Source organism: Rhizobium sp. FG96 (assembly GCF_057808655.1).
The window spans coordinates 307,698-319,216 of sequence record NZ_JBMDIL010000002.1 but is presented as its reverse complement, the minus strand read 5'-3'; the positions used below and the strand labels follow the sequence as shown (position 1 = coordinate 319,216).

11 protein-coding genes are annotated in these 11,519 nt (G+C 63.1%); 3 read left to right on the top strand and 8 right to left on the bottom strand.

Annotated elements, in window-relative coordinates:
- Position 1: 1 nt before the first annotated feature.
- Both ACODR6_RS04770 and ACODR6_RS04765 read right to left on the bottom strand, forming a co-directional pair.
- Positions 2 to 1,042, bottom strand: a complete 1,041-nt coding sequence (locus ACODR6_RS04770; RefSeq protein WP_354541106.1) for an ABC transporter permease — start codon at positions 1,040 to 1,042, stop codon at positions 2 to 4.
- Between the two features lie 113 nt (positions 1,043 to 1,155).
- Complete coding sequence (locus ACODR6_RS04765; protein WP_489021153.1) at positions 1,156 to 2,235, bottom strand: sugar ABC transporter substrate-binding protein; 1,080 nt, start codon at positions 2,233 to 2,235, stop codon at positions 1,156 to 1,158.
- Positions 2,236 to 2,456: 221 nt separating this feature from the next.
- On the opposite strand from ACODR6_RS04765, the gene ACODR6_RS04760 reads away from it, so the two are divergent.
- From ACODR6_RS04760 to ACODR6_RS04750, 3 genes are read left to right on the top strand one after another with little or no spacing between them, the layout of a single operon-like run.
- A complete protein-coding gene (locus tag ACODR6_RS04760) occupies positions 2,457 to 4,067 on the top strand; it encodes a GMC family oxidoreductase (RefSeq protein ID WP_489021151.1) in 1,611 nt (536 codons plus the stop codon).
- A 26-nt stretch (positions 4,068 to 4,093) separates the two neighbouring features.
- Complete coding sequence (locus ACODR6_RS04755; RefSeq protein WP_489021149.1) at positions 4,094 to 5,362, top strand: glycerate kinase type-2 family protein; 1,269 nt, start codon at positions 4,094 to 4,096, stop codon at positions 5,360 to 5,362.
- An 11-nt stretch (positions 5,363 to 5,373) separates the two neighbouring features.
- Positions 5,374 to 6,462 carry a lactonase family protein gene (locus ACODR6_RS04750; RefSeq protein WP_489021147.1) on the top strand — a complete coding sequence of 363 codons (1,089 nt, stop codon included), beginning with the start codon at positions 5,374 to 5,376 and terminating at the stop codon, positions 6,460 to 6,462.
- 14 nt (positions 6,463 to 6,476) lie between these two features.
- On the opposite strand, the gene ACODR6_RS04745 is transcribed toward ACODR6_RS04750, so the two are convergent.
- From ACODR6_RS04745 to ACODR6_RS04720, 6 genes are all read right to left on the bottom strand, one after another.
- Positions 6,477 to 7,220 (bottom strand): amino acid ABC transporter ATP-binding protein, encoded by a 744-nt coding sequence (locus ACODR6_RS04745; RefSeq protein ID WP_281438215.1) that lies wholly within the window; start codon positions 7,218 to 7,220, stop codon positions 6,477 to 6,479.
- Positions 7,217 to 8,191 (bottom strand): amino acid ABC transporter permease, encoded by a 975-nt coding sequence (locus ACODR6_RS04740; RefSeq protein ID WP_112714775.1) that lies wholly within the window; start codon positions 8,189 to 8,191, stop codon positions 7,217 to 7,219. The genes ACODR6_RS04745 and ACODR6_RS04740 overlap by 4 nt, the downstream gene beginning before the upstream one ends.
- A 61-nt stretch (positions 8,192 to 8,252) precedes the next feature.
- Positions 8,253 to 9,086, bottom strand: a complete 834-nt coding sequence (locus ACODR6_RS04735; RefSeq protein ID WP_130280511.1) for a transporter substrate-binding domain-containing protein — start codon at positions 9,084 to 9,086, stop codon at positions 8,253 to 8,255.
- Positions 9,087 to 9,231: 145 nt separating this feature from the next.
- Positions 9,232 to 9,621, bottom strand: coding sequence for a carboxymuconolactone decarboxylase family protein (locus tag ACODR6_RS04730; RefSeq protein WP_112714771.1), 390 nt, complete (start codon positions 9,619 to 9,621; stop codon positions 9,232 to 9,234).
- Positions 9,614 to 10,423 carry an alpha/beta fold hydrolase gene (locus tag ACODR6_RS04725; protein WP_489021143.1) on the bottom strand — a complete coding sequence of 270 codons (810 nt, stop codon included), beginning with the start codon at positions 10,421 to 10,423 and terminating at the stop codon, positions 9,614 to 9,616. The genes ACODR6_RS04730 and ACODR6_RS04725 overlap by 8 nt, the downstream gene beginning before the upstream one ends.
- A gap of 1 nt (position 10,424) precedes the next feature.
- Positions 10,425 to 11,501, bottom strand: a complete 1,077-nt coding sequence (locus ACODR6_RS04720) for an LLM class flavin-dependent oxidoreductase (RefSeq protein WP_489021141.1) — start codon at positions 11,499 to 11,501, stop codon at positions 10,425 to 10,427.
- Positions 11,502 to 11,519 lie beyond the last annotated feature (18 nt).

Below are 11,519 nucleotides of genomic sequence, written 5' to 3'. Positions count from 1 at the left end.
GTCACTTCACGATCTGGAGGCGCAGGCGGTCGAGCGACAGCGCAACGGCGGCGATGATCATCAGGCCCTGGACAGTCTGCTGCACATAGGGTGAGACGCCGAGCAGGATCATGCCGTTGCTGAGCACGGTGACGATCAGCACGCCGACCAGCGTGTTGATGACCCCGCCTTCACCGCCGGTCAGCGCCGTTCCGCCGACGACGACGGCGGTCACGGCCGCAAACAGGCGCCCGTCGGCGATGACCGCATCCGAACGGCCAAGCTGGGCAGCGGCAAGCACGCCGGCAACGCCGAAGAAGAAGCCGGCGAGCCCGAAGGCCATGATGCGGACACGGCGCAGATTGATGCCCGAAAGCTCGGCCACATCCTCACCGCCGCCGATCGCCATGATGTGGCGTCCAAGGCGGGTATAATACTGAACGGTGCAGGCAATCAGGAAGGCGGCAAGCGCCACCCAGACTGCCACCGGCAATCCGAGAAAGCGCGCCAGCGCCAGATCGCGGATCGACGGATCCATCAGGCGCACGGCCGAACCGCCGAGCATATAGACGGAGATCCCGAGCCCGATGAACCAAACGCCGAGCGTCGCCATGAAGGAGGGGATCCTCAGAAACGTCTGGATGATGCCGGTCGTGAAGCCCATCAGCGTGCTAGCGGCGATGGCGGCGATCACGGCAAGCCAGCCATAGGCATTGGCATTCGCATCATTGGTGGCGAGCAGCACGGTGACCATCGCGGCCACCGACAGCGATCCCTCGACCGAAAGGTCGATGCTACCGAGCAGGATGATGAAGGTGAGGCCCATGGCAAGCGTCAGCGGCACCGCGGCGGAATTGGCGATGCGCACGAGATTGCGCGGCTCGATGAAATTGGGATTGGCGATGGTGATTAGAATGCAGAGTGCGATCAGCACCAATGCCGGGGCATAGGCACGCAAGCGCTTGCGATCGAGCCCGCCGAACAGGCGGCTTCCAACAGTCGGCATGTCACCTGCCTGTTCGCTTTTGGTCATAGTCTTGATGTTTTCGGCATTGATGGTCAACAGACTGCACCTCGCTGCGTCATCCGGAGTTGCTGGCAGGCGCCGAAAGCGCCCGCCAGCGAGGAGGCAGCCGCGGAGGAGCCGCTGGCTGCGGGAGGAGACACGAACTCGGGTTAGGTGCGGATCGCACCCGTGACGCGGCCCCAGAGATCGTTCCAGTCGAGCGTCGGATGGGAGTCGATGTTGGTCTTGTAATATTCCTCAACGTTCTCCTTCGCGATCAGCACGGCCTTGCCGTAGAATTCGCGATGGTCGGCCGGCTCCTTGGCCGGGTCGAACTTCTTCTGGAGCGCGGCGAGACCGATCGCCAGACCCATGCCGCCCTGCCAGAACGGATCGGACGTCACTGTGCAGGCGAACTCGCCCTTGCGCACCGCATCGACCGCGGCCTTGATGCCGTCGACACCGACGACCGGGACCTTGCCGGCGAGGTTTTCGGCGCGCAGCGCCTCGAGCGCACCGGTGCCCATGTCATCATTGGCGGCCCAGATGCCCTTCACGTCGTCGCCGAAGCGGGTCAGCAGGTTGCTCGTCAGATCATAGGCTTCCGAAGACTTCCAGTTCGCCACCTGGAAATCCAGGAGCTTGATGTTGGTGTTGGCGGCCAGCGCGTCTTCCAGGCCCTTCTTGCGTTCGATCGCCGCCGTATTGGAAATCTGGCCGCCGAGCGCGATGATGCCGCCGGAGCCGCCGATCGACTTGAAGAGGATTTCGGCGATCTGCTTGCCGCTGGAAATGCCGTCAAACTCGATATGCGAGACGTAGTTCGGGTTGAAGTCCTTCGGATGCAGGTCCGCCGGCTTGTTCCACTGGGTCACGACATAGGCGCCGGCCTTGGCGCAGGCCTCGACGATCGGGCGCGCATCCGGCGTGTCGTTCGGGTCGGAATTCAGCACCATGTTGCCGCCGGTCTTGGCAAGCATGGCCTTGATGTCGGCAATGCCCTTTTCGCTGTTGCCTTCGGAAACCAGCGTGACGTGGTCGAGGCCGATGGCGGAGGCGAAGGCCTCGGCACCGGTTTTCCAGACGGCATGATAAGGATTGGAGAGCGAGCGGATCGACGTGACAAGCGTCGGCTTGTCTGCGGCGAAGAGCTGTTTGGGCAGCGCTGCGACGGTTGCGCCCGCCGCGACGGTTGCCAGAAACGATCTGCGGTTCATGCTGCCGAAATGCGAATTTATCTTATCGATCATTCGAAAACCTCCCGTTGAATGACGAAGATGGCGATGCCGTCCTTCTTTCCCCGGCACCTCCATCTGAAGCGACGTCGTCATAGCATTTGTACGACAACCCTTCAAGACGATAACCGTACCCTTTCTCTTGACGAGGGGCAAGAGACTTGAGATTGTGATCGCGAATTGATGCCGCGGCAACGAGGAGCGCCCGGCATCACATGCATTTTACGGAGGAGAGAATGCCCGATTACATCATCGTCGGGGGCGGCTCGGCGGGATGCGTGCTTGCTGCGCGCCTGAGCGAGGACCCTGATGTTTCCGTGACCCTGCTGGAAGCCGGTCCGCGCGACAGCAATATGTATATCCATCTCCCCGTAGGCTTCTTCAAAATGACGGCCGGCCCGCTGATCTGGGGCTATGAGACCGTGGCCGGGCGCGAGATCGCCGGGCGCAAGATGGTTTATCCGCAAGCCCGCGTGCTCGGCGGCGGCAGCTCGATCAACGCACAGGTCTTCACCCGCGGCTGCCCCGAGGATTACGACGGATGGCGCGACCTCGAAGGATGCACCGGCTGGGGCTACGAGGATGTGCGCCCCTATTTCCGCAAGTCCGAAGGCAATGACACATTCGGCGGCGCTCATCACGGCACCGAAGGACCGCTCGGCGTCAGCTCGCAGAACCCGCATCCGCTGACGCGGGTTTTCGTGCGTGCCGCACAGGAAGCCGGTCTTCCCTTCAATCCCGACTTCAACGCCGGATCGCAGGCAGGCGCCGGTTTCTATCAGACGACCACGAAGAATGGACGCCGCAGCAGCACCGCCGTCGGTTATCTGAAGCCCGCCGCGCATCGCAAGAACCTGACTGTGCGCACCGATACCGCCGTCAACAGGATCGTCATCGAGAACGGCTGCGCCGTCGGCATCGAGATCATCGAGAACGGCCGGCCGGTGTTGTTGAGGGCCGAGCGCGAAGTCATCCTGACATCGGGCGCCATCGGTTCGCCGAAAATGCTGATGCTCTCGGGCCTCGGCCCCGCCGACGAGCTGCGGGCGCTCGATATCGACGTCGTCAGGGATCTGCCGCAGGTCGGCAAGCACCTGCAGGACCACATGGATGTCGACGTCCTTGCCGAACTCAGCGGCTCGCACGGCATCGACCGCTACAAGAAGCGTCACTGGCAGGTCGCGGCCGGGATCGAGTACGCCCTGTTCGGCAAGGGGCCGGTGGCCTCGAACATCGTCGAGGGCGGCGGCTTCTGGTGGGGCGACAAGGCGGAGAAGACCCCGGATCTGCAGTTCCACTTCCTGCCGGGGGCAGGCGTCGAGGAAGGCATCGGCGGCGTGCCCGGCGGCAACGGCTGCACACTGAATTCCTATCACGTGCGGCCGCGCTCGCGCGGGACGGTAACTCTGCGCTCGAAGGATCCATCCGTTCCCCCGGCGATCGATCCGAACGCCTTCGCCGAACCCTACGATCTGGAACGCGCCGTCGACGGCATCAAGATCTGCCAGGAGATCCTCTCCCAGCAGGCCTTCCGGCCCTTCGTCAGACGGCTGCACCTGCCTGACGGCAATATCCGCACGCAGGAGGAATACCGACAGTTCGCCCGGCAATACGGCCGCTCGGCCTATCACCCCGTTGGCACATGCCGCATGGGCGGTGGCGAGGATGCCGTCGTCGATCCGGATCTCAAGGTGCGCGGCATCGATCGGCTCCGGGTCTGCGACAGTTCCGTCATGCCGCGGCTGATCTCGTCGAATACCAATGCCGCGACCATCATGATTGCCGAGAAAGCGGCCGATATTCTCAAAGGCGTCTTGCAGCGGCAGCCGCAGCACGATTACGCATAGTAACGACATCAAGCGCAGATCATTCCATGACCCATTCCATCTCCTCGCCGCGTGAATTCCTTGCTTCGCTTTTCCACGCCGCCGTCAAGGCCGCCGACCCGCTGACGGGGATCAGGGCGCATTTGCCGGAAAAGCCGAAGGGCAGAACGGTAGTGATCGGCGCCGGCAAGGGCGCGGCGCAGATGGCGCGGGCACTGGAAAGCCTCTGGGACGGCCCGCTCGAAGGCGTCGTCGTCACCCGCTACGGCTATGGCTGCGAGACAGAGCATGTCGAAATCATCGAGGCCTCCCATCCGGTGCCGGATGCCGCCGGTCTTGCCGCATCGAAGCGGCTGCTCGAAACGGTCAGGGATTTGACGGCGGACGACCTCGTCATCGCGCTCGTCTGCGGCGGCGGTTCCGCGCTTTTGCCCTCACCGCCCGAGGGGCTGACGCTCGACGACGAGATCGCGCTGAACGAGATGCTGCTGGCATCGGGCGCGCCGATCTCGGCGATGAATGTCGTGCGCAAGCATCTCTCGACGATCAAGGGCGGCCGTCTGGCAGCAGCGACGAAGGCCCGTGTCGTCAGCCTCATCGTTTCCGATATCCCGGGCGACAATCCGGCCCATGTCGCGTCGGGACCGACCGTCCCCGATCTCTCGACCCGGCATGAGGCGCTGGAGATCGTCGCCCAATACGGACTGAAGCTGCCGCAGGCGGCGCTCGACCACCTGAATTCGGAGAGGGCCGATGCTCCCCTGCCCGATGATCCGGCCTTTGCCCGCAATAGCCATCACATCATCGCCTCGGCCGGCGTGTCGCTCGAAGCGGCCGCCGCGCTTGCCCGCGCAAGCGGCATCGAAGCGGCGATCCTGTCGGATGCGATCGAAGGCGAATCCCGCGACGTGGCGCTTGTGCATGCGGCGATCGCCAGGGAAGTCAGCGGCCGCGATCGCCCCTTCACGAAGCCGGTCGTCATCCTCTCCGGTGGCGAGACGACGGTGACGATGCGCGCCAAAGGCGGCAAGGGCGGCCGCAACGGCGAATTCGCGCTTGCCGCCGCGCTCGCGCTCGACGGCCACGACGTCCACCTGCTCGCTGCCGATACCGACGGCATCGACGGCTCGGAGAATAATGCAGGCGCCTTTGCCGATGGCGAGACCGTCAAGCGCCTGCGCGCCGCCGGTCTCGACCCGCGCCGCGTACTCGACAGCAATGACAGCTATAGCGGCTTCAAGGCGATCAGCGACCTCTTCGAGACAGGCCCGACCGGGACCAATGTCAACGATTTCAGAGCCATCCTGATCCTGTAAGGCGACCCGCCATGAAACATCTGCTCTTCATCGGCACGCTCAACCAGCCGACCTCCTATTTCGAAGGCGCGAACGGCGACGGCCTCTCGGTCCACCTCTTCGATGACGAGACTCTGACGGCCGAGCGGCTGGCTTCCGCCCCGCAGATCGTCAATCCGACCTTCCTCTCGCCGACGCCGGACGGCAGCCTCGTCTATGCCAATTCCGAGATCGAGGGCTGGTACGAGGGTCTGGTCACTGCCCTGTCCTTCGACGGGAAGGCCGGACGCCTCGACCACCTCAACATGCAGCCTTCGCTTGGCGCAACGACGGCGCATAACGCGATTTCCCGGGATGGACGGCATCTCCTCGTCGTTAATTACGCGATGGGTGCGGGTGGCCCGGATCAGGCACTGGTCGCCTTCGAACGCCGGGCAGACGGCTCGCTGGCGCCCGGCCGCATCAGCGCCGCGCAATCCGGCACCGGCCCCAATACCGCCCGCCAGGAACGCAGCCATCCGCACAGCGTCACCGAGATTGCGCCCAATCTGCTGCTGGTCGCCGATCTCGGCACCGACCGGCTGACGGTCTACAGCCTGGAAAACGGGCAACTCGAAAAGATCAGCGAGACCGCCACACGGCCAGGCGCCGGACCGCGCCATGTCGCGCTGCATCCGTCCGGGCGCTTCGTCTTCGTCATCAACGAGCTCGACTCGACGGTGGCTAGCTACCGGATCGGCGCGGGCGGCAAGTCACTCGAGGAGATCGGCGTCTATGCGACCATTCCCGAGCAGGCCGCTGCTGCAAACCACGCCTCCGACCTGCAGATTTCGCCTGACGGACGGTTTCTCTACGGCGCCAATCGCGGCCATGACAGCATCGCTGTCTTCGCGGTCGATGCCGAGACCGGCAGGCTGTCGCCAATGGGTCAGGTCCCCTGCGGTGGCCGGACGCCGCGCAATCTCGCGATCGCCCCGCAAGGCGGCCACCTGCTTTGTGCCAATCAGGACAGCGACGTCGTCAGCATCTTTGCCCGCGATGCGGAAGCCGGATCGCTGGTTGATACCGGCAAGAGCATTCGCATCGGCACGCCGATGTGCCTGCGTTTCGCCAGGGCCTGAGCGGCAGAAGCCGCTCAGTGCTTGAGAATCTGGCTGAGGAACAGCTTGGTCCGCTCGTGCTGCGGATTGGTGAAGAAGTCGTTCGGCTTGCCTTCCTCGACGATCTGCCCTGAATTCATGAAGATCACCCGGTCGGCGACGGCGCGGGCGAAGCCCATTTCGTGCGTCACGCAGACCATCGTCATGCCGTCCTTGGCAAGCCCGGTCATGGTCTCCAGCACTTCCGAGACCATTTCCGGGTCGAGCGCCGAGGTCGGCTCGTCGAAGAGCATCACGGCCGGCTGCATGCAGAGCGAGCGGGCAATCGCCACGCGCTGCTGCTGGCCGCCCGAGAGCTGGATCGGATATTTGTTGGCCTGTTCGGGAATGCGCACGCGCTCCAGAAATTTCAGCGCCGTCTTCTTGGCCTCGGCCTCCGGCACGCCCTTGATCCACATCGGCCCGACCATGCAGTTCATCAACACCGTCATATGCGGAAAGAGATTGAAGTGCTGGAACACCATGCCGACATTCTTGCGGACCTCGCCGACATTGCGCATCTTGTTGTGCAGCGTGATGCCGTTGACCGAAATCTCGCCTTCCTGATGCGCCTCAAGCCGGTTGAAGCAGCGGATCAGCGTCGACTTGCCGGAGCCCGAGGGACCGCAGACGACGATGCGCTCGCCCTTGCTGACCGTCAGGTTGATATCCTTCAGCACCTGGAAGGCGCCGTACCACTTGGAAACGTTTTTCGCTTCGATGATCTTGTCGCCGTTCATCGGACTTTGCTCCTGGCGTAGTGACGCTCGATGCGGGATTGGATGAGCTCCAGGCAGATCGACATGATCCAATAAAGCATGGCGGCCGAGATCAGCATTTCCATGTGCTGGAAGGTCTTCTGGCCGAGCGTGCGGGCGAGGAACATCAGCTCCCAGACGCCGATGACGGAGACCAGCGAGCTGTCCTTCAGCATGGAAATGAACTGGTTGCCGGTCGGCGGAATGATGACCGGCAGCGCCTGCGGCAGGATGATCTTGCGCATGGTGATGCCGAAGCCGAAGCCGATCGAGCGCGAGGCTTCCCACTGGCCGCGGTCGATGCTCTGGATGCCCGAGCGGAAGATCTCCGTCATGTAGGCACCGTAGCAGAGCGACAGGGCGAGGATGCCGGCCGGCACCGCATCGATGACGAAGCCGAGCTGCGGCAGGCCGAGATAGATCAGGTAGACCTGCATGAGGAGCGGCAGGCCGCGGAAGAACGACGTGTAAAAGCTGGCGATCGCATAGGCAAAGCCATTGGTCGAGAGCTTGGCGACGGCGCCGAGAATGGCAATCGCCGAGGCGATGACGATCGAGATCGCCGAAACATAGATCGTCGTCACCAGTCCCTGGGTAATCATGAAGGGCAGTTTTTCGGCGATGAACGGCAGGCTCAGATGAAAGGTCGCGAAGAAGGCGAGGAACAGAAGCAACAGTTCCAGCCAGACGACGGCGATCTGCACCCTGAGCGGCGCAAAGCCGATCAGCACGACATTGAGCACGAACATGACGGCGATGACGAAGGCGATCGCGAAACGTCCGTAAAGGCCGCTGGCTGCGGGATCGCCGATCACGGGGCGCATCAATTCGCCCATCGCCGTGCCGGTCATGTTGAACATCAGGAAGAAAGCCAGCACGACCGCAAACATCGTCGCGATGAACCACGGCTTATGGACGAGCACTTCAGACTCGACGGTATCGGGATAAAGCATCTCTTGTCCCTTGCGGCAAATCGACGGTCCGGTTGCCCGGACCGTCCGCTTCTGGCGGTGGTTACTTTACGACCGTATAGTCTACGCCATACCACTTCACGGAGAGCTTGCTCAGTGTGCCATCGGCCTGCATGCCCTTCACGGCTTCAGCGATCTTGTCGTTGAATTCCTTGTCGCCATGCTCGATCGCAACGGCAAGCGGCTCGTAGAAGACCGGGTCGCCGATCTGCTTGATCGGGTAGCCGGCCTTCACAGCGTCGAGAATGCTCGGCAGCGAGGAGACGACGGCATCGAGACGGGTACCGTCGCCGAGACGCAGGTCGTCGAAGGCGGTGGTCGAGTTGGCGTAGGACTTCACTTCCTTCGGCTTGAACTCGTATTTGAAGGGAGGCGCGCCGGCGGCATCGAGCGTCAGGTCGCCCTTGGCATAGGCTTCGAAGGTCGAGGTTGCCGTGGTGCCGACCACCTTGCCGTCGAGATCGGAAAGCTTGGTGGCCTTGCTGTCCTTGTGAACGGCAACGGCTGCCGGGGTGTAATAGTAGACGGCCGGGAAATCGAAGATCTCGGCGCGCTTCTTGGTCGGCGTCATCGAGCCGACATGCATGTCCCAGCGGCCCGCCCAGTTGCCGGCGGTGATGATGTCCCAGCCGGGCGTGACGAATTCGACCTTCACGCCGAGACGCTTGCCGATATCCTTGGCGACATCGACGTCGAAGCCATCGAGTTCGTTCTTCTCGTTCATGAAGGATTGCGGCGCCCAGTTGGCGTCGGTCGCAACCTTCAGGTCCTTGGCCGCCATGACGCGGTCGAGGACGGCACCGGCATTGGCCGGGAGTGCGGCGAAGGCCACGGCAAGCGATGCTGCCGCTGCGGAAATCTTGGTCAGTCTGTTCATGCGATGGTTCCCTTTATTGTCATTCTTGGTTTTTGGCCCGGGCTCATTCCCGTACCGTCATGCAATCTTGATGTCGAAGAGACCTTTTCGTCTTCCGGCGATTTGAAGCAGCCGCAGGCCGGTCGCTTCCTTGAATCGATGGAAGTCAGAGCTCTCCTTTCTGGCGCATCTCGTCGCGAATGGAGCGGGCGACCCGGAAGGCTTCGACGCCGGCCGGAATGCCGCAATAAACCGCGATCTGCACGAGTGCTGCCCTCAGTTCGTCATCGGTCAGGCCATTGCGGATCGCGCCGCGAAAATGGATGCCGAATTCATGCATGCGGTTCAGCGCCGCCAGCATGCCGAGGTTGAGCAGGCTGCGCTGCTTGAGGTCGAGCCCTTCGTCGGTCCAGGCCGTGCCCCAGCAATATTCGTTGAGCACATCCTGAAACGGTGCCGAGAAGCTGTCGGCGCCGTTGATGGCGCGGTCGACATAGTCGTCACCCAGTACCTTGCGGCGAACGGCCTCGCCGCTCTTTCTGAGCGCCTCATCCATGGTTCGTCTCCTTGGCGGCCAGGAAGCCGCGCATCAGGTTCGCCACCGTTTCCGGCGCCTCGATGAGAATGGAATGGCGCAGGCCCGGCAGGATCGACAGCGTCGAGCCCGGGATGCGCTCGTGCATGTAGCGGGCCATGCGCGGATTGGATCCGGCATCGTCCTCGCCCGTCGCAATCAGCGTCGGGCAACGGATCTGGTCGAGGAAGCCACCGAAGTCGGTCTCGGCAAGCACGCGGTAGGCGGCCGCATAGCATTCCGGATCGTTCTCGGCATCGCGTTGGCGAAGCCGTGCGATGACCTCCGGGTTCGCGGCCTGGAATTCTTCGGTCAGCCAACGCGACAGCGAGGCATTATGGTGGTCGGCTGGCGTACCGGCCCGCAGCGCTGCGAGGCGCTCCAGAACCCGCGTCCGCTCCTCCGGCGTGCGGCCGGCCACCGTGGAGAGCAGCACCAGCTTGCGCAGCCGGTCGAGGTGGGTCAGCGCCAGGCGCTGGGCGATCAGCCCGCCGAGCGAGAAGCCGGCGAGATTGAAACTCGAGAAGCCTGCCTTGTCGGCGAGCGCCAGCGCCTCGTTGACGAAATCGTCGATCTCGTAGCGGCCCTTTACCCGGCTCGATTGGCCGTGGCCGCGCAGGTCGAAGGTCAGGATCGTAAAACTGTCCTTCAGGCGCTCGACCACACCCGACCAGGCCTCCAGATAGGAGCCGACGCCGTGGATGCAGACCAGCGGATCGCCGCTACCATCAATCCGGTAGTTGAGCGTCACGTCTCCGACGGTATGGCGCTGTGCCTCTGCCATGTCAGCCTGCCGCCGCCTTGCGCTGCTTGTCCTTTTCGCGGGCCGCGAAGAAGGGCATGATTTCCTTGACGAACAGCTCAATCGTCCGCTTCTGCAGCTCGAAAGGCAGGTTGAAGGTCAGGCCGAGGCAGTATTGATCGACACCAGCTTCTTCATAGACCAGCAGCTTCTCAATCGCATCGTCGGGCGTGCCGAACATCAGGTTCTTGCGGATATTGTCCGGATTGTAGTTGTCCTTGCCCTTGACCGCTTCATAGGGCACCGCTTCCGGGAAGCCTTCGCGGACATTGCCGATATTCTGCATCAGGTTTTCGAAGGCGCGGCCGTAATCCATGCTGTGCTTGACCGCCAGTTCCCAGCCGTCGGCCTTGTCGTAAACGCAGGTGCGGCGCTGCATCATGAAGCGCGGGCGCGGTACCTCGGGATGATCGGCAACTGCCTTGTTGAACTTGTCGGCCAGAACCTGGATCTCGGCTGCCGGCTGCGAGAGCGGCGTGGAAAGGATGCTGGCGCCATTGGCGATCGCCCAGTCGAAGGAGCCCGGATCGCGGGCCGCGACCCAGATCGGCGGATGCGGCTGCTGCAGCGGCTTCGGCACTGAGGTGGCGGTCGGGAATTTCCAGTAGTGCCCGTCATGAGCATAATCGCCGGCCCAGAGCTTCTTCACGGCCGGGACGATCTCCTTCATGTAGGCGACGCCTTCCTGCTGCGGCATGCCGCCGGCCATCCGGTCGAACTCATACTGATAGGAGCCGCGGGCGATGCCGAATTCCAGGCGGCCGTTGGTCAGATGATCGCAGAGCGCGGATTCGCCGGCGAGACGGATCGGCGTCCAGTACGGCGCCACCAGCGTCGAGGTACCCAGGCGGATCTGCTCAGTGTGCTGTGCCAGCCAGACCAGCGTCTGGAACGGATTGGGAGAGATCGTGCATTCGATCGTGTGGTGCTCGGCAGTCCAGAGCGCCTCGAAGCCGCCTTCGTCGGCCATCCGTGCCAATTGCAGGAGATTGTTCTTGACCGTCGACATCGGGATGTCGGGCGAGAAGCGTTCCATGGTCAGCGATACTGCGAATTTCATCTGCTAGCCTCCCTTTCG